The sequence below is a fragment of the Nostoc sp. genome, from assembly GCF_036917815.1.
GTDB lineage: Bacteria > Cyanobacteriota > Cyanobacteriia > Cyanobacteriales > Nostocaceae > Nostoc.
This window is the reverse complement of the sequence record NZ_JBALEK010000058.1, coordinates 64,608-91,603: the sequence shown is the minus strand read 5'-3', so window position 1 is coordinate 91,603 and position 26,996 is coordinate 64,608. Positions and strand designations below refer to the sequence as shown.

At 42.3% G+C, this 26,996-nt stretch carries 26 protein-coding genes and 3 pseudogenes; 13 read left to right on the top strand and 16 right to left on the bottom strand.

What is annotated here, in order from left to right; all coding sequences use genetic code 11:
* Positions 1 to 728 precede the first annotated feature (728 nt).
* The 3 genes from V7K97_RS17775 (at position 729) to rpmB (ending at position 4,143) form a co-directional block, all read left to right on the top strand.
* On the top strand, positions 729 to 1,370 hold the full coding sequence (locus tag V7K97_RS17775; protein ID WP_334802329.1) for a class I SAM-dependent methyltransferase: 642 nt from the start codon (positions 729 to 731) through the stop codon (positions 1,368 to 1,370).
* Positions 1,371 to 1,599: 229 nt separating this feature from the next.
* Entirely contained in the window at positions 1,600 to 3,588 is a 1,989-nt protein-coding gene (gene htpG, locus V7K97_RS17770) for a molecular chaperone HtpG (RefSeq protein ID WP_334802328.1), read from the top strand.
* A 318-nt stretch (positions 3,589 to 3,906) separates the two neighbouring features.
* On the top strand, positions 3,907 to 4,143 hold the full coding sequence (gene rpmB, locus V7K97_RS17765) for a 50S ribosomal protein L28 (protein WP_094350731.1): 237 nt from the start codon (positions 3,907 to 3,909) through the stop codon (positions 4,141 to 4,143).
* Here the strand turns inward: rpmB and V7K97_RS17760 are convergent.
* The 5 genes and pseudogenes from V7K97_RS17760 to V7K97_RS17740 all read right to left on the bottom strand — a co-directional run bounded on the left by V7K97_RS17760 (position 4,140) and on the right by V7K97_RS17740 (position 6,403).
* Positions 4,140 to 4,304 carry a hypothetical protein gene (locus V7K97_RS17760; RefSeq protein WP_334802327.1) on the bottom strand — a complete coding sequence of 55 codons (165 nt, stop codon included), beginning with the start codon at positions 4,302 to 4,304 and terminating at the stop codon, positions 4,140 to 4,142. The genes rpmB and V7K97_RS17760 overlap by 4 nt on opposite strands.
* The gene (locus V7K97_RS17755; protein ID WP_334802326.1) at positions 4,301 to 4,969 is read right to left on the bottom strand and encodes a 2-hydroxychromene-2-carboxylate isomerase; all 669 of its coding nucleotides are present in this window, start codon (positions 4,967 to 4,969) and stop codon (positions 4,301 to 4,303) included. The genes V7K97_RS17760 and V7K97_RS17755 overlap by 4 nt, the downstream gene beginning before the upstream one ends.
* A 46-nt stretch (positions 4,970 to 5,015) precedes the next feature.
* Positions 5,016 to 5,645, bottom strand: coding sequence for a Uma2 family endonuclease (locus V7K97_RS17750; protein WP_334802325.1), 630 nt, complete (start codon positions 5,643 to 5,645; stop codon positions 5,016 to 5,018).
* Between the two features lie 85 nt (positions 5,646 to 5,730).
* A pseudogene (locus tag V7K97_RS17745) lies at positions 5,731 to 6,150 on the bottom strand (Uma2 family endonuclease); the annotation flags it as partial.
* Positions 6,151 to 6,205: 55 nt separating this feature from the next.
* The gene (locus V7K97_RS17740; RefSeq protein ID WP_334802324.1) at positions 6,206 to 6,403 is read right to left on the bottom strand and encodes a hypothetical protein; all 198 of its coding nucleotides are present in this window, start codon (positions 6,401 to 6,403) and stop codon (positions 6,206 to 6,208) included.
* Positions 6,404 to 6,563: 160 nt separating this feature from the next.
* Between V7K97_RS17740 and ffh the strand changes: the two genes are divergently transcribed.
* The 8 genes from ffh to V7K97_RS17700 all read left to right on the top strand — a co-directional run bounded on the left by ffh (position 6,564) and on the right by V7K97_RS17700 (position 13,955).
* A complete protein-coding gene (ffh, locus tag V7K97_RS17735; protein ID WP_334802323.1) occupies positions 6,564 to 8,027 on the top strand; it encodes a signal recognition particle protein in 1,464 nt (487 codons plus the stop codon).
* A gap of 222 nt (positions 8,028 to 8,249) precedes the next feature.
* Positions 8,250 to 8,510 carry a 30S ribosomal protein S16 gene (gene rpsP, locus V7K97_RS17730; RefSeq protein ID WP_334802322.1) on the top strand — a complete coding sequence of 87 codons (261 nt, stop codon included), beginning with the start codon at positions 8,250 to 8,252 and terminating at the stop codon, positions 8,508 to 8,510.
* The gene (locus V7K97_RS17725; RefSeq protein ID WP_334802321.1) at positions 8,473 to 8,907 is read left to right on the top strand and encodes a KH domain-containing protein; all 435 of its coding nucleotides are present in this window, start codon (positions 8,473 to 8,475) and stop codon (positions 8,905 to 8,907) included. The genes rpsP and V7K97_RS17725 overlap by 38 nt, the downstream gene beginning before the upstream one ends.
* A gap of 331 nt (positions 8,908 to 9,238) precedes the next feature.
* Positions 9,239 to 10,192, top strand: coding sequence for a PhoH family protein (locus V7K97_RS17720; protein ID WP_334802320.1), 954 nt, complete (start codon positions 9,239 to 9,241; stop codon positions 10,190 to 10,192).
* Positions 10,193 to 10,240: 48 nt separating this feature from the next.
* Positions 10,241 to 10,645 (top strand): ChuX/HutX family heme-like substrate-binding protein, encoded by a 405-nt coding sequence (locus tag V7K97_RS17715; RefSeq protein ID WP_334716193.1) that lies wholly within the window; start codon positions 10,241 to 10,243, stop codon positions 10,643 to 10,645.
* A 145-nt stretch (positions 10,646 to 10,790) separates the two neighbouring features.
* Positions 10,791 to 10,934, top strand: coding sequence for a hypothetical protein (locus tag V7K97_RS17710; protein ID WP_334802319.1), 144 nt, complete (start codon positions 10,791 to 10,793; stop codon positions 10,932 to 10,934).
* Positions 10,935 to 11,245: 311 nt separating this feature from the next.
* Entirely contained in the window at positions 11,246 to 12,046 is an 801-nt protein-coding gene (locus V7K97_RS17705) for a DUF6816 family protein (protein ID WP_334802318.1), read from the top strand.
* 88 nt (positions 12,047 to 12,134) lie between these two features.
* Positions 12,135 to 13,955 carry an ABC transporter ATP-binding protein gene (locus V7K97_RS17700; RefSeq protein WP_334802317.1) on the top strand — a complete coding sequence of 607 codons (1,821 nt, stop codon included), beginning with the start codon at positions 12,135 to 12,137 and terminating at the stop codon, positions 13,953 to 13,955.
* A gap of 325 nt (positions 13,956 to 14,280) precedes the next feature.
* On the opposite strand, the gene V7K97_RS17695 is transcribed toward V7K97_RS17700, so the two are convergent.
* Positions 14,281 to 15,237, bottom strand: a complete 957-nt coding sequence (locus tag V7K97_RS17695; protein ID WP_334802316.1) for a hypothetical protein — start codon at positions 15,235 to 15,237, stop codon at positions 14,281 to 14,283.
* A gap of 900 nt (positions 15,238 to 16,137) precedes the next feature.
* On the opposite strand from V7K97_RS17695, the gene V7K97_RS17690 reads away from it, so the two are divergent.
* Positions 16,138 to 17,328, top strand: coding sequence for a sensor histidine kinase (locus V7K97_RS17690; protein WP_334802314.1), 1,191 nt, complete (start codon positions 16,138 to 16,140; stop codon positions 17,326 to 17,328).
* Positions 17,329 to 17,499: 171 nt separating this feature from the next.
* On the opposite strand, the gene V7K97_RS17685 is transcribed toward V7K97_RS17690, so the two are convergent.
* Positions 17,500 to 18,810, bottom strand: coding sequence for an aminopeptidase P N-terminal domain-containing protein (locus V7K97_RS17685; protein ID WP_334802313.1), 1,311 nt, complete (start codon positions 18,808 to 18,810; stop codon positions 17,500 to 17,502).
* A gap of 612 nt (positions 18,811 to 19,422) precedes the next feature.
* On the opposite strand from V7K97_RS17685, the gene V7K97_RS17680 reads away from it, so the two are divergent.
* A complete protein-coding gene (locus V7K97_RS17680; protein WP_334802312.1) occupies positions 19,423 to 20,631 on the top strand; it encodes an FG-GAP repeat domain-containing protein in 1,209 nt (402 codons plus the stop codon).
* A gap of 106 nt (positions 20,632 to 20,737) precedes the next feature.
* On the opposite strand, the gene V7K97_RS17675 is transcribed toward V7K97_RS17680, so the two are convergent.
* The 9 genes and pseudogenes from V7K97_RS17675 to V7K97_RS17640 form a co-directional block, all read right to left on the bottom strand.
* On the bottom strand, positions 20,738 to 21,505 hold the full coding sequence (locus V7K97_RS17675) for an MBL fold metallo-hydrolase (protein WP_334802311.1): 768 nt from the start codon (positions 21,503 to 21,505) through the stop codon (positions 20,738 to 20,740).
* A 3-nt stretch (positions 21,506 to 21,508) separates the two neighbouring features.
* Positions 21,509 to 22,108, bottom strand: a complete 600-nt coding sequence (locus tag V7K97_RS17670) for an anthranilate synthase component II (RefSeq protein ID WP_334802310.1) — start codon at positions 22,106 to 22,108, stop codon at positions 21,509 to 21,511.
* Between the two features lie 345 nt (positions 22,109 to 22,453).
* Positions 22,454 to 22,909 carry a diacylglycerol kinase family protein gene (locus tag V7K97_RS17665; protein WP_334802309.1) on the bottom strand — a complete coding sequence of 152 codons (456 nt, stop codon included), beginning with the start codon at positions 22,907 to 22,909 and terminating at the stop codon, positions 22,454 to 22,456.
* A 142-nt stretch (positions 22,910 to 23,051) separates the two neighbouring features.
* Positions 23,052 to 23,579: an rRNA maturation RNase YbeY gene (ybeY, locus tag V7K97_RS17660; RefSeq protein ID WP_334802334.1), complete on the bottom strand. Its 528-nt coding sequence runs from the start codon at positions 23,577 to 23,579 to the stop codon at positions 23,052 to 23,054.
* A 39-nt stretch (positions 23,580 to 23,618) separates the two neighbouring features.
* Entirely contained in the window at positions 23,619 to 23,774 is a 156-nt protein-coding gene (locus tag V7K97_RS17655; RefSeq protein WP_094329633.1) for a DUF3285 domain-containing protein, read from the bottom strand.
* Between the two features lie 276 nt (positions 23,775 to 24,050).
* Positions 24,051 to 25,173, bottom strand: a protein-coding gene (prfB, locus tag V7K97_RS17650) for a peptide chain release factor 2 (RefSeq protein ID WP_334802308.1) whose coding sequence is annotated in 2 segments (ribosomal slippage) — positions 24,051 to 25,100 and positions 25,102 to 25,173 — 1,122 coding nt in all. Because the reading frame shifts where the segments join, the coding sequence is not laid out codon by codon here.
* Between the two features lie 115 nt (positions 25,174 to 25,288).
* Positions 25,289 to 25,471 (bottom strand): annotated as a pseudogene (locus V7K97_RS32100) (hypothetical protein); the annotation flags it as partial.
* A 12-nt stretch (positions 25,472 to 25,483) separates the two neighbouring features.
* Positions 25,484 to 25,858: pseudogene (locus tag V7K97_RS32095) on the bottom strand (peptide chain release factor-like protein); the annotation flags it as partial.
* Between the two features lie 100 nt (positions 25,859 to 25,958).
* Positions 25,959 to 26,687: a Bax inhibitor-1/YccA family protein gene (locus V7K97_RS17640; protein WP_334802307.1), complete on the bottom strand. Its 729-nt coding sequence runs from the start codon at positions 26,685 to 26,687 to the stop codon at positions 25,959 to 25,961.
* Between the last annotated feature and the right edge of the window lie 309 nt (positions 26,688 to 26,996).

Here is a 26,996-nt window from a genome sequence, read left to right as displayed (position 1 = left end):
ACTTGCCGCAATTGCTCAATCAGATTCCCACCCATGATCTTTTATCCCCTCAATACTTGCTATTTTACCTATTTTAGGGAATGAAACAGCCCTGCTTTTTAAGGCAGGGCTGTTTCATTCCCTAAAAGGCTCTGATTTACAAGCGCTTCAAGCAGAAAATTCAGGTGAATAAAAAACCTGATTGGGCAAGAAAATCGCGTTTGCACTGAAATTTACTCGTTGAAGTGGTATCTTTTCAATGACCAAATCAAGCAAATTTCTGACTTATACTATTGACAAAATCTCTAAGAGATCGAATGAAACAGCCCTGCCTTTTTAAGGGGGGTTGGGGGGATCAAAAGTCTGTAGGACAACTTTAGAAGACTTGTGTGTACACCATAGCCGAATGGCACGCTTGTAAAGCCGAAAGCCTTGTGTAACCTCGTTCCCAGTCTTCAGACTGGGAATGTATTCCGAATGGGCTGCTGCCTCTCGTCAAGAAAAAGGAGGCGGCAGCCCTCCCAGAATGGGTTCCCAGCCTGGAGGCTTGTTCCAGTGAGGGCAAGGGCTATATCTTAACTTAGTGCCATTCCACCATAGCCTTTGATCAGAGTCTGTTGCACAAAACGATCGCTTCCCTTCGCTATGTCGTTCGATCAAGGTGCTGTTACTTTCACGATTTTTCCGGGAATCCTGTAGTTGTATACCCACCATATTTGTCAATCCATCAGCTTAGGTAGGCAAGTTTTATGCAACTCATCACCTCACTAGATATTAGAAATTCAGAATATTTATCAAAAAATCGCCTCGTTAGTTACCATCACCAGGTGCGTCTAATTTTTTCGCTGGGTAATCAGGTAAAAAACGTTTTGGAAATTGGCATTTTTAATTCTCTGTTAACAGATATCCTGAAGAATAATGGATACAACGTCACTACCGCCGATGTTGACCCCAACCTCAAGCCAGAAATGATCTTGGATTTGACCACAGATTTTTCATTGCCAAAAGATAAATTTGATGCGATCGTTCTGTTTCAAGTTCTGGAACACTTTCCCTACCCTGAGTCAGAAGCAGCATTGAAAAAACTGGCAGAAGCAACAAAGAAATTTTTAGTGATTTCGATTCCCTATTGCACCCAATACCTCTCGTTTCAGATCAATACCTCTTTTTCAGGTAGACCAAGGTATTTATTATTCAATATGCCGAAATTCTGGAGTACAACGCCAGTCTGTGACGAACATTACTGGGAAATGGGTTTGAAAGGATATCCCAAAACCCGAATTTTAAACTCTGTTGCCAAAGCTGGGTTAACTGTCAAGCAAGAATTTATCGATCCCAGTTATCCATACCATTATTTTTTGGTGTTGCAGAAGAATTCTAGTAATACTTAGGGAGTGGGGAGATGGGGGAGATGAGGGAGATAAGGGAGTAGGGAAATCCGAATCAGATAATGGGGGCAAACAATCCTTAAAAAAGGTGCGATCGCCTAAGTTATGATTTTAGAATCCTAATTGGTATCATACCTTTCTGTGTTCTCCGGGTTTATCCTGGAAAACATGAGGGCTAAGTTGTATTACCTACTATCATCATTTCAGATACTAACATCGAAGATTACCAATTATGCTAGAACAAGGCACCATCAGTATTCATACTGATAATATTTTCCCCATCATCAAGAAGTCGCTTTACTCAGATCACCAAATCTTCTTGCGGGAACTGGTATCCAACGCTGTAGATGCCATCCAAAAGCTGAAAATGGTATCCCGCGCTGGAGATTATGCTGGAGATATCGGCGAACCAGAAATTGAAATTGCCATTGACAAAGATCAGAAAACCCTATCGATTTCCGATAACGGTATTGGGATGACCGCCGATGAAGTTAAGAAATATATCAATCAGGTTGCCTTCTCTAGTGCTGAAGAATTTATTCATAAGTATGAAGGCAAATCAGACCAACCGATAATCGGTCACTTCGGTCTTGGTTTCTACTCTTCCTTCATGGTGGCGCAAAAGGTAGAAATTGATACCCTCTCCTATCAAGAAGGGGCGCAAGCGGTTCACTGGACTTGCGATGGTTCCCCAGCTTTCACCCTCGAAGATTCGCCTCGGACAACTCGCGGCACTACTATTACTCTCAGCTTGGAAGGAGAAGAGGAGGAGTTTCTCGAATCAGCACGAATTAAGAATCTTGTCAAGACTTACTGCGACTTCTTGCCAGTCCCAATTAAACTCGATGGTGAAGTAGTAAATAAGCAAAAAGCACCGTGGCGAGATTCTCCAAGTAATCTGAGTCAAGAAGATTATTTAGAGTTTTACCGCTACCTGTATCCTTTTCAGGAAGAACCCCTGTTATGGGTACATCTAAATACAGATTATCCCTTTATCATCAACGGGATTCTGTATTTTCCCAAAATGAGGCCGGATGTAGATGTAACCAAAGGGCAGATCAAGCTATTCTGCAATCAAGTTTTTGTTAGCGACAACTGCGAAGAAATTATCCCACAATTTCTGATGCCGATGCGGGGTGTGATTGATAGTACCGATATTCCTCTGAACGTATCGCGTAGTGCTTTGCAAGGCGATCGCACCGTGAAGCGAATTGGTGATTACATTGCCAAAAAAGTAGGCGATCGCCTCAAAGAACTTTTCCGCGACAACCGCGAACAATACATTAGCGCCTGGAAAGACCTCGGCACCTTTGTAAAATTTGGCGCTCTCAACGACGATAAATTCAAAAAACAAATTGAAGATATCATCGTCTTCCGCACCACCGCCAAATTGACAGAAAAAGTTGCTGCTGAAACTCCAGTGGTTGAGGTACAATCTTCAGACGGGGATGCTTGGCAAGATGTCACTCCCTCGCCCAGTTCTGAGAACTCAGCACCCAGCGCTCCCTATACTACCCTGAAAGAGTATCTAGAACGCAACAAAGAACGCAACGAAAACCGGGTTTTCTACAGCACCGATGGAGCAACCCAAGCTACATACATAGAACTGCACAAAAATCAAGGTTTGGAAGTCCTGTTTATGGACTCATTCATCGACACCCACTTTATCAACTTCCTAGAGCGGGAATATCAGGATGTCAAATTTACGCGGGTAGACTCAGATTTAGATAATACCCTGCTAGAACAAGACAAAGCTACGGAAATTGTTGATCCCAACACGAATAAAACCCGGAGTGAGACGATTAAAGAGTTATTTGAGAAATCCCTCAACAAACCCAAACTCAACATCCGTACCGAAGCATTGAAATCAGACGATCCTCAAGGTACACCACCTGCGATCGTGCTTTTACCAGAGATTCTCCGCCGCCTGCGGGAAATGAACGCCATGATGCAGCAGCAGTCAGCAGAGTTTCCCGAAGACCACGTTTTGCTAGTGAATACTGCTCACCCACTAATTCAAAATCTGGCAAATATTAGCCAAGGTAGTATTATTCAAGGTGACGGTCAATCGTCTACAGATCAGTTAGTCAACTTGATTTGCCAACACGTCTATGATTTAGCGCTGATGTCTCAGAAAGGATTTGACGCTGAGGGAATGAAATCTTTCGTCGAGCGATCGAATGAGGTACTCACTAAGTTGACGGAACAAGCTAGTAAGTAGTGCTTGGGGCATTGGGAATTGGGTATTGGGCATTGGGTATTGGGCATTGTTTAATAGACTTCTTGCATAAATCAAAAAAAGAACCCCACCCCGCCTTTAACTTACGTCAAAGTCTCCCCTCCCCGCAAGCTCTTAGGGGTTGGGGGTGGGGTGTTAGGGGACTTTTGCAAGAGGTCTAATGGTTAATGGTTAATGGTTAATGCTTATTCTTCCCCCACTTCCCCGACTCCCCATTCCCCATTCCCCATTCCCCACTTCTGTTGCCTAAGACCTAAAATGGAAAGGCTGTATTAAAATAAGAATCTGGAGATACTTGCTATGTCCCGTCGCTGTGAACTAACTGGTAAGAAGGCAAATAACGCCTTTGCTGTTTCCCACTCCCACCGCCGTACTAAACGCCTTCAGCACGCTAATCTGCAAAACAAGCGTGTTTGGTGGGAAGCCGGAAATCGCTGGGTAAGATTAAAGCTGTCTACTAAAGCAATCAAAACCCTACAAATTAATGGGTTAGAAGCAATGGCAAAAGAAGCTGGCATTAACCTGAATCATTACTAGATAATGTGGATTTCATAACCCAAAACTTGGGTAGCTTGCAATACAGGTAATTCGTAGGGTAGCACAGCTAGGTGTGCTACCCTATTAGTTTTGATGGTTTGTAATAAAGACTTTAATGCTGAGAAAATAAGGACTAAAGTCCTTACTACGAGCTTGCTCACGCATCATTGTTCACGGTAATATTACATAATTGTTTTACCTTTTCTGTTACCCAATCGACACGATCCTTTCCCCAAAATCTTTCGCCTTCTACTACCCAAGTTGGCACTCCAGGACAACCAAATTGCTCGTATTCTGCTAAGGCTGCTACTGCTGCAAGTTTTGCTGTTTCGCCTTGGATTAACTCAAGAATGCGATCGCCATTCAGCCCAACATCATTTGCAACTTTCTTAATCACAGACTCATCGTTAACATCCAGAAGGTCGATGTACGTCGCTCGAAAGAAAGCCGCATCAAGCAGATGCTCCTTCCCAGTTCCACAAGCAGCGTAATACGCCCTCGCGGTCAGTTCTTCGCGACCAAACTTCATTTTTTCCCAGCGCTTGACCCACCGACGAAATTCTTCATACTCCTTGAGCCGAATTTCAATGCCGTACTTTTTCGCCCACCGCAGACAATCTTCTTTGTGATACGACGATAACAGGGCGCTTTCACTTCGTCCTTGCAGGTCAGCGACCTTTATACCTCGCTCCTTCGGTATGTAGATTGGTCGTCGTTCAATATCAACAGGTAAACCCTGCAATGCTTTTTCGGCAAGAGCAATACCAATATATGAATTTGACGAGTGGTATATCGAGTATGAATATACTTTGATTCGCTGCGACATATATGCTTCTAAATCTGTCTAAATTAATTCGCTATTTTGATTGATATTAAATTTGGCTTTTAACCCATTGCCGAAATTCTTTAACTAATTCCAAATAATCTTTTTCTCCCACCTGCTCTAAAAAATTAGAAATCTCTGTTAATGGCAGATTGGGAAATGCTAAACTCCGTTCAAAAGATATATATTTCTGATTTTGTAAAATGTTAATACTAAAAGAATTGCCATCATATCGCCAGATTTCAGGCACACCCATATCAGCATAGACTTCAAAGCGATTTTTAGAACTGCTAGTAATATCAATTTCCACTACCAAATCTGGCGGTGGGTCTTGCGTTAAATCTATTCTTTTTTTGCCTCTGATTACATTAATATTTTCAATGTAAAAGCATTTGTCTGGTTCTGCTCCACTAAGTTGTGGACGTTTAAAAGTAGTAGAACCAAGGCAGTCAATTCTAACTTCTAGTTCTTCTGCTAGAGTTTCGACAAATCGACCCATAATTTCTTTGTATCGTTCATGTTCAGGTGAAGGAACCATAATTTCTAAAGTACCTCGATTGTAAGTAAGCCGGAGGCGGCGACTAACACTAAGTTCAGTTAGCAAGTTTTCGTATGTTTGCCAACTGATACCCGATAGGTGGATGATTTCTGTGGGTTGAAGCAGTGTGTTGCTAGTCATAGGTATCCAAGAGTATTTGAGAAGTTTTGGGGTCTAAGGAATAATAGTAATTGTGTAATTTTTAATTACGTTTAGCGCATTAATTTTAATCAATTTTACTTCTAACCCAGTTGCGAAAATCGCTCACCAACTCTAGATAATCTTTTTCTTCAATCTGTTGTAAAAAATCAGCAATTTCTGTTAGAGGCAAATTAGGAAATGCTAAACTTTGGTCAACAACTATATATTTGTCATTTCGTAAGATATTTATACTAAAAATAGTGCCATCATAACGCCAAATCTCTGGTAAACCCATATCAGCATAGACTTGAAAACGATTTTTGGAACTGCTGCTAATATCAATTTCCACTACCAAGTCTGGCGGTGGATCTTGTTGTAAATTAATTCTTTTTTTGCCCTTAATAAACTTGACATTTTTAATGTAAAAGCATTCACCTGGTTCTGCACCACTCAGTTCTGGACGTTTGAAAGTAGTAGAACCAAGGGGCTGAATCCTAACTTCTAGTTCTTCCGCTAGAGTTTCGACAAATCGACCTAATACTTTTTTGTACCGTTCATGTTCATGGTGAGGGAACCATGATTTCTAAAGTACCTCGATTGTAAGTAAGCCGGAGGCGGCGACTAGCACTAAGTTCAGTTAACAAGTTTTCATAAGTTTGCCAACTGATACCCGATAAGTGGACGATTTCTGTGGGTTGAAGCAGTGTGTTGCTAGTCATAGCGATATGTGATGTAGGTTCTCGCTGTACAATAGCCATTCTTACCTTCACTGTACTTGAAAGGTAGGTATCTGGTTGCTACAGTCGGGGTGAAAAATACTAAGCTGGTAAATAGCACGTTAAAACTTTAGCGGAAATTCCAAATCGCATTCATCGGCGGTTTAAAATTCCCCATTGGCTAACTACCTGTAATTACATTATGTTTGATGCATTATCTGACCGTTTAGAATCCGCCTGGAAAAAACTGCGGGGACAGGACAAAATTTCTCAATCCAACATTCAAGATGCATTGCGCGAAGTGCGCCGCGCCCTGTTGGAAGCAGATGTCAATCTCCAGGTAGTCAAAGATTTTATTAGTGAAGTTGAAACCAAAGCACAGGGAGCCGAGGTGATTACCGGCGTGCGACCTGACCAACAGTTCATCAAAATTGTTCACGATGAACTGGTGCAGGTGATGGGAGAAGAAAATGTTCCCATCGCAGAAGCCCCGGAACAGCCTACGATTATTCTCATGGCTGGGTTGCAAGGTACTGGTAAAACCACAGCTACGGCTAAGTTAGCCTTACATCTGAGAAAATTAGAGCGTAGCTGCTTATTGGTAGCGACAGACGTATATCGCCCAGCCGCCATCGACCAGTTGCTAACGTTGGGTAAGCAAATTGACGTACCAGTATTTGAACTAGGAAGCGACGCCGATCCGGTAGAAATTGCCCGACAAGGTGTAGAACGCGCTAGGGCAGAAGGTGTAAACACAGTAATTATTGATACTGCTGGTCGCCTACAAATTGACGAAGATATGATGGCGGAATTAGCCCGCATCAAAGCAACTGTCCAACCCCATGAAACTCTGTTGGTGGTGGACGCGATGACTGGTCAAGAGGCCGCAAATCTTACCCGTACCTTCCATGAGCAGATCGGCATTACTGGGGCGATTCTCACCAAGATGGATGGTGATAGCCGTGGTGGTGCAGCGTTGTCAGTGCGGAAGATTTCGGGAGCGCCGATTAAATTTGTGGGCGTGGGTGAGAAAGTCGAGGCACTGCAACCGTTTTATCCCGATCGCATGGCATCGCGGATTCTCGGTATGGGCGATGTGCTAACCCTGGTAGAAAAAGCCCAGGAAGAGTTTGACTTAGCCGATGCTGAGAAAATGCAGGAGAAAATTTTGTCAGCGAAGTTTGACTTTACTGACTTTCTCAAGCAGTTACGGATGCTGAAGAACATGGGTTCTCTGGGAGGCTTAATCAAGATGATTCCAGGGATGAACAAGCTCTCAGACGATCAACTCAAACAGGGAGAAACCCAGCTGAAACGCTGTGAGGCGATGATTAACTCCATGACTCGCCAAGAACGCCATGACCCCGATTTATTAGCCAGTTCTCCTAGTCGGCGGCGGCGGATTGCTTCTGGCTCCGGCTATAGAGAGTCAGATGTGACTAAATTAGTGGGTGATTTCCAAAAAATGCGATCGCTCATGCAGCAAATGGGTCAAGGTGGCTTCCCTGGAATGCCGGGAATGTTCGGCGGTGGCGGTATGGGTAACGCCTTCGCAGGTGCTGGTAATCGTCCCGCAGCCCCCGGATGGCGAGGTTATGATGGTGCCCCAGCTGCGAAAAAGAAGAAACCCAAAGATAAAAAGAAAAAAGGCTTTGGCAATCTTTAGTTATTGGGGATGGGGCATTGGGCATTGGGCATTGGTAATTTGCAAATGACTAATGACAAATAGCAGCAAATGCTAGGCAGTGCTAAAATTAGCATTTCGACCTCAGAATTTATCAGCAGAGGAAACTAACCCTCAATTTCTCGGCAACAGCCAGATTTCGGTTACTTCGTCACCAATTAGTTGCTGACTAATATCTAACAACAGGAGAATGATTCTTCAACCATGATCAAACTGCGCTTGAAGCGATTCGGTAAAAAGCGGGAAGCAAGTTACCGCATTGTCGCCATTAACAACCTCGCTCGCCGCGATGGCCGTCCCTTAGAAGAATTGGGTTTTTATAACCCCAGAACCGATGAAGTGCGACTAGACGTTCCCGGTATCGTCAGGCGTCTACAACAAGGCGCTCAACCCACTGACACCGTTCGTCGCATTCTAGTAAAAGCTAATGTTTTTGAGCAGGTCAGTGCAACAGCCGCATCATAATTTCGGAACAAAACTCCCAACAGCTAGCCCTAACTATGCTGGGCTGGTTCGGTTTTTGGTGCAGCCGTTTTTGGAAGCTCCAGAGACATTAAGCGTCGATTGTGAAATTTCTCAAGCCCTTAACCGGGTTTGGGTTCGCATCGCCTTTGAAAGCACAGATAAAGGTAAAGTGTTTGGTCGAGGGGGACGCAATATTCAGGCGATTCGCACAGTAATTGCCGCAGCCGCAACCGCAGCTGGGCAATCAGCATACCTGGATATCTACGGCAGCACCACTCCAGGCCGCGAGGGTATGTCTTTTGATGAAGACACAGAAGAGCGATCGCCACCGCCAACAAAGAGAGAACCGCGTGCAAATGATGGGCCTAAACCCATTGTTAAACCGCGCCTCCGCTAGGTTAAAACTAGAGAGCAAGTCTGAGCGGTTGTTGTTACCTCCGCTCAGAATTTTTGTAAAGATGGAAAGAAATCGGCGGTTAGAAACCGCGTCTACACAAGCAAAACCCACCTCCGTGGGTTTCAAAACTCAATTTTTTCTTAGTCTGCGGAGGCAGACTTTGTTTGTGTAGCCGCGAATTCCATTCGCCTTGACTCTAAGCTGACACCTACAGGCAATTAATTTGTTACAAATATTTTTCCAAAACGTCAGTAATAAAACTGTAATTTCGTCCTTAGCGAGAAAACATTAACCTTTGTCAAACACAGATCCTCACCAATTAAGAAATACTATGGCAGGTGCCTTAACAATTCAGCTGCCGAATGTTGCCAGCGCGATCGCTCTTGGGGGAGATGGAGAAGAAAATCTCAAATTCCTATCTCGGCAAACAGGAGCCACTTTAGTCCTACGCGGACAGGAATTAGTCATTTCTGGTACCCAAGGGCAAATTGATCTGGCTTCTCGATTAGTGCGATCGCTTGAAGACCTCTGGATTAAAGGCCATACTATCTCCAGTGCCGATATTTTAACAGCCCGTCAAGCCATCGATAGCGATCGCCAAGGAGAACTACAAGATTTACAACGAGATGTCCTCGCCAAAAGTCGCCGGGGTGAAGAAATCCGTGCCAAAACCTTTCGCCAGCGTCAATATATCGACGCACTCCGTAAACGCGATCTCACCTTTGGCATTGGTCCTGCCGGTACTGGCAAAACTTATCTTGCCGTTGTTGTCGCCGTGCAAGCACTCCTTGCGAACCAAGTTGAAAAGTTAATTTTAACTCGCCCTGCTGTCGAAGCCGGTGAAAAACTCGGTTTTTTGCCTGGAGACTTGCAGCAGAAAGTTAATCCCTATCTTCGCCCACTTTACGATGCTATTTATGAATTCATCGACCCAGAAAAAGTACCCAGTTTAATGGAACGCGGTGTGATTGAAGTCGCCCCACTCGCCTATATGCGAGGACGCACCCTCAATAACGCCTTTATAATTGTCGATGAAGCTCAAAATACTACACCCGCTCAGATGAAAATGGTTTTGACTCGTTTGGGTTTCCGTTCGCGGATGGTGATTACAGGCGACATGACACAAACTGATTTACCACTTCACCAACAATCGGGTTTAGGAGTGGCTTTACAAATTTTAAAACACGTTGAAGGCATTGCCTTTTGCGAATTTTCCCAAAAAGATGTTGTGCGCCATCCTCTAGTTCAGCGTATTGTTGCTGCTTATGAACAATATGAAAAATAGTCATTGGTCATTAATCATTAGTAAAAAACTAAGAAAGGATAATAATTTATGAGTACTACTTTGAAAGAATTTTTAGCAGCTTGTGAGACTTTGGGAACTTTACGTTTAATTGTTACTAGCAGCGCTGCTGTATTAGAAGCACGAGGCAAAATTGAAAAGCTATTTTATGCAGAATTGCCCAAAGGTAAATATGCAAATATGCACACCGAAGGCTTTGAGTTTCACTTGAATATGGATAAAATTATTCAAGTGAAATTTGAAACTGGTGAGGCAAAAAGAGGTAACTTTACTACCTATGCAATTCGCTTTTTAGATGAGAAACAAGAATCCGCTTTGAGCCTATTTTTACAATGGGGTAAACCGGGGGAATATGAACCCGGTCAGGTGGAAGCTTGGCTGGCTTTGAAAGAACAGTATGGGGAAATTTGGCAACCTTTACCAGCAGAAATTTAATATTGCTCATTGGTATGTTGAAAACTGCGGATGTTTCGGAAATCAAAAGATGTTTACGTAGTTCCTTGATGGAAAAAACTGCAAAGAACCAACCATTGAGAAAAGTCTCTATATGAAATGTTTCCAAAGCTTGGAGATTTTTAGAATGAAATGGACGCTTGACGAAGCCCAAAAACAGCTACCCTCAATAATTAATGCGACTAGTCAAGAACCTCAGCTAATCTATACTGAAGAGGAATTGGTGGCCGCAATTCTAGATCCTGAGCTTTTTCAAGAATTTTTAAACTAGCGACAAAAAGCTACGAAAACATCTCTAGCTCAAGTCTTTCAAGAACTTCAGCAGTTATGTACTGAAGAAGATTATAGCTTAGAGATACCACTACGAAGCGACCGTAACAATTGTTACTAGAAATATTAAGGATTTTGAGGGTTGTGATATATATACATTGAATCCATTTCAGCTATAACAATTGTGACAATATAATAGTCTTGTTGACATTATAAGACCGCCTTGAGGCGCTCTCACTAAAATCAATAAGAGTCGATACTATAGATTAATTTTTAATCAATAAATAATAAACGTTAAATATAAAACTGCTAATGTTTTTTATAAAAGCGATTTGGAGTTTTTGCTTAATTGCTTTTTTCCTGCTATGGAGTGGAGAAGCTGAAGCCGGAGAGTTATCTGAACGGTTAACCAACTTTCCTCAGTGGGAAAAATTAACCTCTGTGCAGCCAGCATCGGGAGATTTAGTTTACCCTGAATGGATGGCTGGTACTTGGCAAGTTACAAGTACTTTGGTAGATTTAGCTGCGCCTTTAGCACCAGAAATCGTAACGCCAGGGTTTGAAGGTAATCGCCGACAATTAAACCAGTTTGTGAATTTTGTAGTAAGATTTGTGAAAGATCAACCACATCTTTCTGGGTTAAATATATTACCTAGGATAGATAACAAATCCCCCATTTTAATAGCAGATAGAGCATTTAATAGTTTGAATTTGGCACGGGCTTATTTAGGGGATAAAGCAGTGTTATTAGTCAAAGTAGATCCAGATTCACCTAATCGTCAAATTACGTTTTTGCGTAGCAGCCGCCAACTAGTTTCTATTGTGACTGCGCGGGCTACAGAAACTACCTCTGATGGCAAGTTCGTCACCACAGAAGTGTTTCAACAACTATTTAAAGGCGGTTCACGCCCCTATTTAAACTCTGTAGAATCTACCACCGCTTATCATAAACTTACAACATCTACTCCGGCGATTGAGGCAGATCAAGTTACTGCTGTCTATCTTTCACCCCAAGATCCAGATTACTTTAAAGCTGGTTCTCAGCCAGTTGCCCTCTATCGCTATCGCCTAGAATTTGTCCCTGTACAAATGCCTACTACTCCAAAAGGCTGATTTAAACCTACAACCCTTGACTATCCTGTAATACGCTTGTAATATACTAATTCCAAGTTTACGATCGCGCTCTTGGACGGTGTGCATCATGGCCAAATTTCAAGATATTGTCAATTACTTTCGCTCTGATTGGAAGCTGAGTCTTTTCAGTATTACAACATCCAGCATTTACGAAATTCTTGATTTGGTTGTTCCTTATGCGATTGGGCAGATTTTAAACGTTTTGTCTGCTCAACCGTTGGATAAACCACTTCAAAGTGCGATCGCAACTTTTTCTGACATCACCAATTACCCAGCTAATAAAACTCTATCTTTGGGTGTATTACTGGGTTTAATATTCATTGTCACCGTAGTAAGAGCGCCCACACAACCTTGGTTAACCCATTGGTTTCATTGGGATATAACCTTAAGGCTGCGTCGGCAGAAAGCCCAAACAGCCATAGAAAAAATTCTCACTCTCCCATTGGAATTTTATGATGAAAATAACCCTGGGCGGATTGCTGCAAGAATAGCTAGAGGTATTGGAAACCACACTTTTACATACCCCGAAGTTGCCGGACAGTTGATTCCTAGACTAGTTCGTATACTAGCAATTTTCGTCTTTATCTTGATGATTGAGTGGCGAATTGCGATTTTATATCTGATTTCCTTTGTGGTTATTCTTAGCTTTACCTTGAAGAATTTACAGCAGATAATTTGGCACGAAACTCTTCTAGATAAATATGGAGAAGATACGGAAAGCCGCAACTCTGAACTGATCACCAACATCAAAACGGTGAAAGCATTTGCAACAGAAGCTAATGAACTGAAACGGCAAAAACAACGCTTGGATCGTGAACTAATGGTGGTTGATTATCGCATCCACAAAGGTTATGTAAAACTGGCTACTTGGCAAAGGACTGTAATTCAGTTTTGCGTGTTTACGATCCTAGGTTTGACTCTAGCAGCAACAGTACATGGGAGAATTTCTCTTGGTCACTTTATCATGACCTTAACTCTTTCTAGCATGGCTTATGCCGAATTAGAACCTATTGGCACTTTGGCAGAAGTTTTTGCTCGTCGTTATTCTTCGATGCTGCGGTTTCATGAATTTCTCCAAGAGCCAACTGCACCTGATTCAGCTGGTCTTTTAGAAGAGATTAACCAGACAGAATCACCTTATAAATTCACTGGAAAAGTTGAGTTATCGCACGTCAGTTTTGGATATGATACTAAGCGTCAAGTCTTGCAAGATATCAACTTGTTGATTGAGCCATACCAAACAGTGGCATTAGTGGGGCGTTCCGGTTCTGGGAAGTCTACTTTAGTGAAATTACTATTGCGATATTTTGAACCTCAATCAGGTCAAATTCTGATTGATGGTCAAGATATTTGCACTTTGAATGTAGGTAAGTATAGACGAAGGCTAGCGATCGTTCACCAAGAAGTAGACGTTTTCAACGGTACTATATTGGATAACCTGACTTATGGTAGGACAAATGCCACTTTGGAGCAGGTTGACGAAGCCTGTAGAATTGCCAGAGTCGATGAAGTAATGCAGCACTTACCCCAAGGTTATTACACCGTCGTCGGGGAACGAGGTGTCAGACTATCTGGAGGACAAAGACAACGCTTGGGAATTGCGAGGGCGTTGCTAGTACAACCAGACGTGCTGATTTTTGACGAAGCCACCTCTAGTTTAGATTATGAGTCTGAGCGCTCAATTCAGCTAGCCATGCGATCGATTCAGGGCACTTGCACTACCATTGTTATTGCCCACCGTTTAAGCACAGTGCGGGAAGCTGATAAAATTGTAGTTCTGGAGCAAGGAAAGATTGTAGAAGTGGGTAGCCACGATGAACTCTTGCGTCACGAGGGTATTTACCGCCGCTTGCACTCCCTACAAGAAACAGGAGAACTGCTGAGTTAGGGGAAATACACATTTTTGATTTTCGATTGACTCCAAGAATCAATCCGCTTGATTTTATCGACTTTATTGACAATACAATAAGGTCGATTTTTGCCAATTTTCCCCGACAGTACTTTGTACAAGACTGAAAATTTTGAGCCACCAGTCATTATGTAATGTACAAATTAATCGTGGTATGCATTTACCAAAATAGGTCGTTTTAGGCTGGCATTAATCATTCTTTAATAGTATATAGATCCGCGTTGTAGATGTGGCTTTTCAAGCCATCCATATTTGGTATTTCCTGTCAATGCGTAAGTACTAGAAGTTTGCCAACAACAAAAAACTAAGATTTACTCTTATCTGCTTCTTTCTGTGCCGCCTCACTATATTTCTTATAGAGTTGAGTCCGAATCTTAGCTTCTTGATAACGGCTGTGGTTTTGTGGCACCGTACTCATTAAATCTGAAGCCCTTTGCCACTTAGCAGCTATCTCTAACCACTGAGTTGAGGTTGTGGCTGTTTTTCCAGATGCAGAAGCTTGGTTTGCAATTCGCACAGATATTGCAAATGGGTCATCAGGTTGTTCAGAAAGGCTATTGTTAGGAGCAGAGAATGGTATTTGGGCTTTCCCTTCGTTAGTATGTTCTGTAGTGAAAGATTTGGAAGTTTCTAGTTTGATTAAATTTTTAAGTTTATTACCTAATTGGGCATAAACAACCCAACTAAGCAACAACAGTGAGCATAAACCAACTACTACTAATATCTTTTTTTCAGATTTATTTTTGTGTTTTTCTTTGCTAATAAGTACTAAGGGACGAGAGACTTGAGTTTTAGGGAAATTTGGTTTTCCTAGTTCAGCTTGAGCTTCTGTGAAATCTTTAATTAATTGCTTTATAATATTAGGCTGAATTAATGTAATTTCCTGTGACCAAAGCAATTGGTTTTCGCGATCGCTATCTATTTCCTTTAACCACAGTAATTGTTGTTCCCGAACAATTCGACTGTTGATATTAACCCGGCGAATGTGACGCGGGGCGATGGACTCAAGAATTTGCTCGATTTGTTCTACCACAGGAGATTGCTCAAGTTGCTCTACCCTAGGCGCTTCACACAGAAGTTGTAAGACACCATCAGAAAAAATGGCTCTAGTTCTGACACCAGACTTGGCTAGCTTCTCGTTCAATAGCTGAATAATCGCCGCAACGCTACCTTGGTGAGCTTGCCAAGCGATATCGTTTATCCGGTCTACCACCTGAAATTTAGTGATAGCTCTTCCACCCTGACTGATTAACGTACTCATTAATTTAGGGACTCTTTTCTACTGACCTTGATCTTGTCTTCGATTTTACGAGTAAAAAGATGAGTTGCCAAATGATATCATAAATATAGAGGAATATAGCTCTTCCCTTCTTGGTTCGGCAAGGAATTTTGATGGCGCTCAGTTAATTGGACACTCCCACCCATTGAAAGCTTAGGATTCTTGGGCTTGAAACTGTACTTTCGGGTAACGTGTATGCACGCGCACAAGCCACAAGTAAATTATCATATCTTTTTGCGATCGCCTTCTTGATTAGCCGCGCTTACAAAGAAGGGCAGAGGGCAGAAGGAAAGAAGTATTAATAAAAACTTTAGTTGTGGGTCTAGAGCCGCACTAGTATAAAAAGATTTGTGTCGAGATGCGTAGCACGAGACACAAGGGAGCCAGTGCGGTCTTGGGATGCATCCCAAGTGGAGCATCTGGCGTCGTCCCTACTTCAATCCCACGTTTTTAAACGTGGGTTCCCTTCTGCCTTCTGCCTTCTGAAATCCCCAGCCACAAGGGGATGTAAGCGCGTTCAATAAGTTTAGTTACTCTGTATCCTTTTCCATTTCGGTATCGAGAAGATGAGTCGATGATTATATTATCTCAGGGACTTTCCCTGAAATTTCTAGAACTGCTGAGTAATTTATTTGTTGGAAGTCCCTTAAATCAAGCATCAAGACTGTTAAAGGCTAAAATTTTGTTAGCCAAGCTTAAGATATATATTATACTTCTTAATTCTTATCTACGGATAGTTAATCTAGCCAACCAAAGAATGTGTAAAATCTATCTCTTTTGGTAGGTGAACTATATTGCTAAATTTGGTAGAAAATCACTGCACTCGGTAAACTAATTGGATATGGAAGTTTACTCATCTATCTCTTAGCTGAATTTAACATAATGGATTTTAGTCAACTACTGGCTGAAAAAACGGACACTATCCTCAATAAATGGATTGCAGCAGTTCGCAAGGATAGACTGATTGAAAGTGCTGATGACTTATCTTACACAGCAATCAAGGATCATATCCCCAATGTTTTGAGAGCTATGGTGACAGTGCTTTCAAAATCTGAAGATAATGATATTCAGTCAATAGTTACTGCTAGTTTCCAGCATGGAGCGATTCGAGCCGAACAAGGCTTTGATCCAGCAGAAATTGCTAGAGAATATCATCTGCTGCGAATAGCAATATTTGATGTTCTACAACCAGATTTATTGAGTGGAATCCCGTCAGAGATAATTCGTTCCATGCGTTTGATTGACGCGATTGTAGATGAAGCGATCGCTCGGTGTTTCAAGAGTTATGTTGAGGAACGCTTACGGGAATTACAGCAGTTGCAAGCATCACTAAAGCTCCATAATGAGGAACTCACGCGGTTAATTAGCGCCAATCAAGAGTATCTTTCGCAACTAGCCCACGAATTGAAACATCCTTTAACTTCCATTATTGGCTACTCGGATCTGTTTTTACGCCAACAACGACGAAAGACTGAGATAAAAGACAACTTTACTAATTTAGAACATATTGAGCGGGTACTACGCAATGGTAGACAGTTACTCCATCTGATCAATAATGTACTAGAACTTTCACGCTATGACGCCGGACAGATAAAAATCCAATTAGTGCCTACCGATGTGCGTCAATTAATCGATAATGTGTGTGAAATGTTGGAACCTTTAGCTGCTGGAAAAAATTTACAAATCGTATCAGATTGCGATCGCGCTCCCGAAAAATTAGTGACAGATTCTTTCCAATTGCAACAGGTTGTCACAAATCTTGTTAGTAATGCGATTCGTTATACAGAGTCGGGGACTGTGATTATCGTATGTCAGGTGTTGGAGAACCAAAGATGGACGATCGCAGTTTCTGACACTGGAATTGGCATTGCACCAGAAAACCAAGCCCAGATATTTGAACCCTACTTTCGCGTAAGTTCTAGCGCTCGTTCCTATCTTGCCGATAGTACAGGATTGGGGTTAGCGATCGTCTCCCGGTTGGTAAAATTATTGCAAGGTCAAATTAACCTAGTTTCCCAGGTAGGTGTTGGTTCTACTTTCACCGTCATTTTTCCCTTAGAAATGAAGAGTTGAAAAAAGTATTGGGCAAGAATTCGCGGCTACACAAGCAAAGTCCACCTTTCCTGCGGAACGCTACGCGAACGTGGACTAAGAGAAAATCAAAGGTTTGTTAACCTGCGGAGGCAGGTTTTGTCTGTGTAGCCGCTATTTCCAATCGTCAGGGCTATCTACCATCCCCATTTTTTATCTTTCCACTTCATCTACTGCTTTGGGAACCCCCGCAGTTAACACTTCATGTCCCCCAGGTGTAACTAACACATCATCCTCAATCCGAATACCAATGCCAACCCATCGAGGATGTGTCTCTGGCTGGTCTTCTGCTAGTTTAGTATCTGGCACAATATATAGTCCTGGTTCCACTGTCAAAATTTGACCTGGTTGTAAAATCTGCGGTTTATCTTCACCATGCTGGTAAACTCCCACATCATGAACATCCAAACCTAACCAATGACTGGTGCGGTGCATATAATATGGTTTGTATTTCTCTTCTTCAATTAACTTGTCAATTTCACCTTTGAGAATACCAAGTTCGACTAAACCTTCTGTGAGGACACGTACTGCTGTATCATGAATTAATTTGAAGGGATTACCTGGTTGCACTTGAGCGATCGCTTGTTTTTGCGCTTCTAAAACAATTTCATACAGTGTCTTTTGTTCTGGCGTAAATTTACCCCCCACAGGAAATGTCCGCGTAATATCTGAGTTGTAATAACCGTAGGCACAACCAGCATCAATTAGCAATAATTCTCCATCCTGCATTTGACGATTATTTTCAATGTAATGCAGTACGCAAGCATTCACACCGGAAGCCACAATAGAAGGATAAGCCGGACCTGAGCCACCCCGCACTCGAAAGATCCGTTCCATCTCCGCCTGTATTTCATACTCATAACATCCAGGTGCGGCGATTTTTTGGGCATAATTGTGTGCTTCCGTGGCGATCGCAGCTGCTTGACGCATCAATTCTAATTCAGCTTCACTTTTGATCAATCTCATGCTGTTGAGGACAGTCCCAGTATCTTCAATAGCGATCGGACCTGTACCACGTTTAGGATAAGTCCGCAGTAAACTTTGATAGTGTCCCAGGATTTGGTCATTAAAAGTGCGATCGCGTCCTAAGTGATAGTAAATCCGACTAGCTTTTTCCAAATACTGCGGCAACTTTTCATCTAACTCGCTAATGGGGTACGCTTCATCAGCACCATAAATTTCCTTGGCTGCATCTACCCCAGAAAGATAACCAGTCCATACTTCCTTTTCGCGATCCTTCGGTTGGACAAACAGCACAAACCGATGTTCTGAATGATGTGGCGCTAACACTGCAACTGCCTGTGGTTCATTAAAACCAGTCAAGTAAAAAAAATCACTATCTTGGCGATAAACATACTCGACATCGTTGTGCATCACTGCCATTGGCGCACTGCGAAAAATGGCTGTACCATCACCAATTTTTGCCATTAACTGCTCACGACGCTGCCGATATTCTGCTTGCATAGTTGATGTATTTATGAAAGTATCGTGTTATTTTACACTTTTAGCAACTAGCAGATGCACAGTCCATGCTTCTCGGTAGTTGCTAATCTAAATTATTCTAGCCAATATTTCTTTCTACTCAAGTCATAAATTGTTGGAGAATAATCAATTATCTGGAAAAGCTCAGATCCCCGATGTCTTAAAGAAGTCGGGGAGCTTATTGGTAATCACATCAGATTTACATAGTGTAAATATTTTTATGTAGTACAGTAACAATTACATAAATATGTATGTTTAAATTCAACTTTTTAAATATCAATGATAATAGATAAAGTCATCAATCTTTATCTATAAATCATCATAATATGTATAAAACACAAAATATATTTTGCATTTGCTTATATAGAACTTGAAAATTTCATCATAATCGTTTAAAACAAATAAACATTTATCTTCAAAAAATGACATTAATAAAGAAAAAATATTTATAAAAAAATATTTAAAGTCTAGTAAATGTTATTTGGTTACAGAAAGAGATTGCTAAAAAAGTTAAAAAAATATAACACCTAGTGATAAAAACGCATCATGATTGGAAATACAAATCTATCAAACTTGTCTTTGAATACAGATCAAATGGCATCAAATTCTTTTGCCACATCACAAAGCTTGACAACTTCTCTTGATAGTTTAAATTCTAATTTTGGAACTGGGAGTAGTAGTTACTCACAACCACTACAAGATCAATTGTTTACCCAACAAGCAGTGACTGCGCCTACCAAAACATCACCAAATCCCAATCCTAATCCTTACATAACTAGCGCGGCGATTACTCCTGACTTTAACGGTGATGGCAAAACTGACAAAGTTTGGGCTGATCCTACAACCGGTGAGATTATGATTCGGTTGATGGATGGTACAAAAGTTTTGCAACAGGGTTCTCTAGGTAAATTTGACCTATCCACCTATACTTACAAAATTGGTGACTTCAATGGTGATGGCAAAACCGACTTCTTATTACGCAATAAGACAACCGGTGCTAATAGCATTGTGCTAATGGATGGCACAAAAGTTGCTAATATGGCTTCTCTAACCACCCTTGACCCAGCTTGGACTCCTGAGATTGGCGATTTCAATGGCGATGGCAAGACCGATATTTTCTGGCATGATACTAAAACCGGTGAGAACGCTATTTGGGAGATGAATGGTACAACAATTCTGAGTTCAACTGTTTTAGATAAAACAGACCCAGCGCTAACTCCTACCATTGTTGATTTCGACGGTAATGGTAAGAGCGACATTTTCTGGCGCAATCCGACAACCGGTGCTGACACCGCCTGGTTTATGGATGGCACACAAAAGACTGAATTAGCGCTGCAATCGCAGGATGCTGCCTGGACTCCTACTTTTGGTGATTTCAACGGCGACTATAAGACTGACATTCTCTGGAGAAACACTCAAACAGGTCAGAACCAGATTTGGTTGATGAATGGGATCTTAGTCACACAGGGTACTTTAGATACACTTGACTCATCCTGGACTTCTCAAATTGGCGATTTCAACGGCGATGGCAAGACCGACGTCTTCTGGCACAATAGCAAAACCGGCGAGAACACCGCTTGGTTGATGAATGGCACAACAGTTGCTACTCAAGCTTTCCTACCGACCACAAACGCAGCTTTGACACCATCCCTTGGCGATTATAATGGCGATGGTAAGACCGACATCTACTGGCGCGATCAGACAGGAGGTGCAGACACCATTTGGACTATAGATGGGACAACAGCGACTCCAAATCCGATTAGCGATGCTGATAAACTTACCTCAGAATGGTACACGTTCTAAATTTAGGGGCATTGGGCATTGGGAAAGAGGAGGCAGGAGGCAGAAATAAATTCTTGAATTTTGAATTTTGAATTGATTTCTCCCTCATCCACTCATCCCGTACTTCTCAAAACTTGTAACTCAAAACCTGAATCACGCTACTTTCCGGCAAATCTTTAGGGTTAATGGAAATACTATCTCCATTGCTACGCCGGACTGTCATACCTTTCATCAAAGTGAGAAAATCATCCAGTGGTGAAATATCGCACTTAGCGGCATCAGCAGCTTGTGTGCGGTAATGGGTGGGAATCACCAACTTGGGATTTAACACTTGAATAGCCTGCTTTGCTTCTTCAGCATTGTAGGCTTTTGCACTGCCTCCCACTGGAATGAATGCGACATCGGGACGACCCATCAAGATTTTTTGCTCAATGGAAATGGGTGCAGCAGCTCCCCCTAAGTGTAAGATATTAATTCCGCCTTGCTTCCAACTCCAAGCGGTATTTGAGCCAAACTGTCTACCACCTTTGCGATCGTGGTCTATGGCAATTCCTTGGAACTTAATGCCTTTAAACTCGTAAACTCCTGGTTCGTAGATGAGTTTTGGGTTTCCTGGTAGTATGTCCACAGCACCTTCATCCAGCAGTTGGCTGCTAATCAGTACTAAATCTACTGCAACTTTTGGTGGACGATACCCAGCAGTACAGCCGGCTGTCCGAAATGGATTGACGAGGATTTTCGCACCGCCACCAGTAAAAAGAAAGCAAGTATGACCCAACCACTGAACTGATAAACCGCTAGATTGTGCATCAGCTTGAGATTCAGAACCCAAGTTAGTAAGCAAAGCTGTTACCAACCCCGCCCCAGCATAGCCCATCAACTGTCGTCGTTTCATTAATTATGCTCTCGACTGTAACTGTTCCAGAAAATTTCGCAATAACTGTTTTCCTGAAGATGTCAGGACACTCTCTGGATGAAATTGGACGCCCTGAATATGAGGATAGTTCCGGTGTCGCACTCCCATAATAGTGTTATCTTCAATCCAAGCAGTGATTTCTAACACATCTGGGCACGTCTCACGTTCGATTACCAAACTATGATACCTGGTAGCGGTTAGAGGATTTTCTAATCCCCGAAAAACCCCCACCCCACTGTGAGACACCTGAGAGGTTTTGCCATGCATCAACTCAGGAGCCGGAATTATTTTACCACCGAATACTTGACCAATACTTTGATGTCCCAAACAGACGCCCAAAATTGGTAAATCTTGTCCTAACTGTTCAATCAATTCTAAGCAAATTCCAGCATCTTCCGGGCGACCTGGCCCAGGAGAAATAACCACGGCTTCCGGCTTTAATGCCCGAATCTCATCTATGGATATCTTGTCGTTACGAAAAACTTGAATATCATTTACAACTCGGAATTGTGATGCCAATTCTCCCAGATACTGCACTAAGTTATATGTAAAACTGTCGTAATTGTCGATAACTATAATCAAAATTTATAACTCCTGGTTTTTACCACTCATCAATTCCAAAAAGCATAGACAAATATCTCATGCTATTTGTTGGGTAGGTGTAAAAATAACGCTAACGTAGATGCGTAAATATCAAGCAGTTACTTTGCTAAAGAGTATCAAGTAACCTTTTAGCCAGGATGCTTGGCGCGTAGGCGTAGCCCGCACTTCTCTACGAGACGCTGCGCGAACGGCTGCGCTCAGTGACCGTCGTAGACATCGCATGACTTAAATAATGTCTTCTCTAAAAGGGATGGGACAGAGGGCGATCCTCTCAAGGAGTAACTTGGCAATGACTGGGTTGGGCTACGCCTAGGCAAATCACATCTACAAAGCCGATATAATTAACGTTAGCAGAGGAGGGAGCAATAGGGTACCAGCTACTAACATCGCTACGAAAGCAGAAACAAGCACTGCACCTGCCGCACAATCTTTAGCGATTTTTGCCAAATCATGGTATGTCTGCTTAACGGTTAAGTCCACAACGGACTCGATTGCTGTATTTAGTAACTCTAAAGCCAAAACTAAACCACTAGTGATACCAATTACCGCGATTTCCACCGCTTGCAGATGCAAAAAAACGCTTAAAGCGATCGCCATTGCACAAACACTTATATGGATGCGAAAATTACGTTGAGTTTGAAAACTATAGCTGATTCCAGCCCAGGCATACTTAAAACTAACAAATAAATTAGAGGCTACTTTCCAGGAAAATTCCCGTTCGTTAGACACCAGTGTTTGTAACGAGGTGGGCGTTGGTGATGGAGAAACTTTTGGGGACATAGACTTAAAAATACAAAAACAGAGTTGCTACAGTGGGAATATTCGCCAATCTTAATGGCAGAATTAACTATGAGGCAATTTTCCACGCGAATATTATAAAAGTATTACCCCAAATTAACACTAAGGGATACACAAACTACTGCTATTCTATGTCAATAGCAATACCTATTGTATTCAGCAATCTTACTTGCTGTTCTAACATTCGCTCCAAACTTTCTTCATCAGGATGATCCCAGCCCAACAGGTGCAATAAACCGTGAGCAGCTAACCAGGCTAGCTCAGTTGGTAAACTGTGTTCTTGTTGTTGAGCTTGACGTTGTGCTGTATTTACAGACACAATAATATCACCTAGATATAATGGTACAGAAGCAAGCATTTCTTCGGTTTGCGGGAAGTCCACCTCCAAAGCAGCAAAGGCTAAAACGTCTGTCGGCTTATTTTGTTGACGATACTGGGCATTCAGTTCTTGAATTTGTGAGTCATCTGTCAAACGCAGCCCGATTTCATAACTTGGCGCTGGCGGAATCTGAGGGTGAAGTATTTCTAACCATTGATTAAACCAGTTTTCCCAAGTTTCAGGAGTAATTCGGGCATAAGTGTCCCGAATCTTTACAGATGTTGTCGGGGACAAATCGTAAAAAGAATCTTCCACATATAGTTCAACGCTCAGGGGCACGCAGTCTCCTTGTCTGAGGTTTATGGTTTGTCTTTAGTGAGTTAGGTAAGCAAGACCAACAAGGAGAGCTAAAAGCCCTACGGCAGTCAACCCAAAATGCTTCAGGGAAGTTGCACCCTTCCGCACCATGTTTCGCATGGCGAGTTTTACGTAGCTAGGTTGAGGTTCTGTTGAAGGAGAGTTGCTCATAGTTATTTGTCTACAGACTCTTTTATAACTGTAACAGTTGGTCTGGGATAGAATTGCCATCGTCTGTATATTAACAAGGGATTTTTATTAAAAGGCACCAATGAGATGGGGTGCTATGGGATGTCTACGATGGTCACTGAGCGCAGCCGTTCGCGCAGCGTCTCGTAGAGAAGTGCGGGCTACGCCTACGCGCCAATCTTAAAATCCTCAAAAATAAATAATTAAGTGCTAAGTAATGTTAAAAATAATTACTTAGCACTTGTAAATAATGGCAATTTATGCCGGACTATTTTCTACCAGTTTATTTTCTTGGCGCAGATAAGCTTGGATGAATGTATCAAATTCGCCATTCATCACATCGCCAATCGCTGTTGTCTCCGTATTTGTGCGTAAGTCTTTCACCATCTGATAAGGGTGAAACACATAGTTACGGATTTGGTTTCCCCAGGAGGCTTCCACCATATCGCCGCGAATTTCGGCAATTTCTTGGGCGCGTTGCTCCTTGGCTATAACCAACAGCTTTGCTTTGAGGCGATTTAGGGCTTTCTCTTTATTTTGCAGCTGCGATCGCTCTTCTGTACAGCGCACGGCAAGACCTGTGGGCAAGTGAACAATCCGCACTGCCGTTTCTACTTTGTTGACATTCTGCCCACCTTTACCACCAGACCGAGTTGTGCTGATATCCAAATCTTTGTCTGGAATATCTAATTGCACAGAGTTATCAATCTGTGGCATTACTTCCACCCCTGCAAAACTGGTTTGTCGCTTACCGTTGGCATTAAAAGGTGAAATCCGCACTAAGCGATGTGTACCCATTTCTGAACGCAAGTAACCATAAGCATAGCGACCAGTAATTTCTAGGGTTGCCGATTTAATTCCGGCTTCATCACCTTTCGACTCTTCAGCTAAAGTTACCTTATAGCCGTGAGCTTCCCCCCAACGGGTGTACATCCGCATCAGCATAAATGCCCAGTCTTGGGAGTCTGTGCCACCAGCACCAGCACTAATGGTCAGTACAGCACCTTCAGCATCATAGGGACCAGAAAGTAACTGTTGTAACTCCCACTGGTCAAGGTCACGATTCAGTTTGGTGATGGTAGATTCCGCTTCTTGGAGTAGCGCCTCATCGGTTTCTAACTCCAACAACTCAACAACTGCCCTAGTATCTTCCAGATTGGCGTGCCACTGATCGTATTGCTGGAGGTGGGCTTTCAGTTCGTTGAGTTCTTGTAGCGTTTGTTGGGCTTGGGTTTGGTCATTCCAAAATTCCGGTTGAGCGGATATTTTTTCGAGGTCTTGAATTTTGGCTGTCAGTGCAGGTACGTCAAAGATAGTCCTGGGTTTTACCCAGGCGGCCAGACAACGTTTCGATTTCGCGTTTGAGTTCTAGAACATCCATAGTGCTTGCTGAATGATAGATAGAGCGCTTCGGATTGAGAAATTGCTCTTTATTCTACTGATGTTTCTTAATTTTAACTGTAGTTGGGCAAATTTCTCTACACTAGTTACAAAAGTTACTTGAAATTATCAAGCGCTTCTTTAACCACAACCACTGAAGTAGTGTGATTTAGCTGTTGCAGATAGGCTTTGATAAACAAATCAATTTTACCGTTCAAAACCTCTGCTGCCGCAGGTGTTTCTACATTGGTACGTAAATCTTTCACCTTGGTGTCAGGATGCAAGATATATTCACGGATGAGCTTGTGGGATAGAGATTTTATCTGTCGGGGTTGAATTTTGTCAAGCTGGACACCTTGGGCTAGTGCGTAGGCGTAGCCAGCCGTAGGCATCGCAAACAGTTTACTCTTGAGAATAGCTAAGGCTTTCTCTTTATTTTGCATCTGGCTACGCTCTTGGTTAGAAGATACACTAATTCCGGTAGGAATGTGAACCATCTTTACCCACGTTTCTGTTCGGTTGACATTCCCCCGATGGCGATAAAAAGTAATTTCTAAATGCTTCTCTGGAATCTCAAAATCAATAGACTCATCTAAAATCGGGCTGACTTCTACACTGGCTAGGCAAGTATGCCGTTTGCCATTGCCATGAACAGGAGAAATTCGCTCTATTCTTGCATGAGTTCCTTATATTCTACTATGAAAACGATAAAAAACCGTGGGTGCTAAAAATTCAACCACGGTTTTTGCTTTATAAAAGGTTACTTCTGTGAGTGCCTACAGACAATTAATTGCGGCCATTTAGGGAAATTAGCAACCGCAAGATAAAGACGAACAAGTTGATATAAGTTAAGTACATCGATAAAGCAGCAGGTAGATATTGGTCATCGCTGTAAGTGCGGGGCAAGATGTAGAAATCCACAACAGAAACCCCAACAAACAGAAACACACCTAAACCAGAGATGGCGATTTCTAACCAATTTGGCGTGTAAACACCAAACATCGCAAAGCCGAATTGGGCTAGACACACAACCACCAAGGCGATAACACCAAGATTGATGGTTTTCGTCAAAGCCATCCCATCTTGTTCAGAGAGATTTGAACCAATTTGACGGGCGAAAATAAAGGTAACGCCACAACCAAGAGCAGCCAACCCAATGCCTTGAATGCCAACACCTTGGGATCTCAAAGCGACAAATATCAAGCCACTGAGAGTATATCCAGACAAGAGGCTGTAGGTTGCCAATAGGGGTAGTGCAAGTCCCTTATTACCTTTTTGGGCAACATTTTGGGCAACAAAAAACAAAATTAACTCTAAAATCACCGCACCAATGAAGGTGGGAAAGAACATTCCGGGGTTAGTACGGATAACTCCCAAACCGCCATAGGTTCCTAATGCTGTTAGCACCAATCCACCACCGACGTAGGGGAGGGCGTTGGCAATTACGTTGGGACCAACGAGGGCGTGAGATTTAGCCTCACGGATAGCTTCACGAAAATTACTGGTATTGCTCATATTGAAAAACTGTTTTTTAGGAAGACATTGTGCTTATTCCTATTCTTACCAAGATTTAGGGTGAGAAACCAGGAAGTGCAAGGTAGAAGACAACTAAATAAAAAAGATTAAGAAAGGTTGAAATTTTTATCTAAGAAACAAAAATAATCTGTAACAGAGAAGTTAGGAAAATCATGCGTAAAAATACGGAATTGTGGAGTTCGACCGCCCATAAGTTCAGTGAAACGACGATGGCTTATTCTGCCTTGACTAAGGAAAATAATGACAGCTTAAAAGAAAATATACGCAACTCCATTTTCTTAGGAAGTA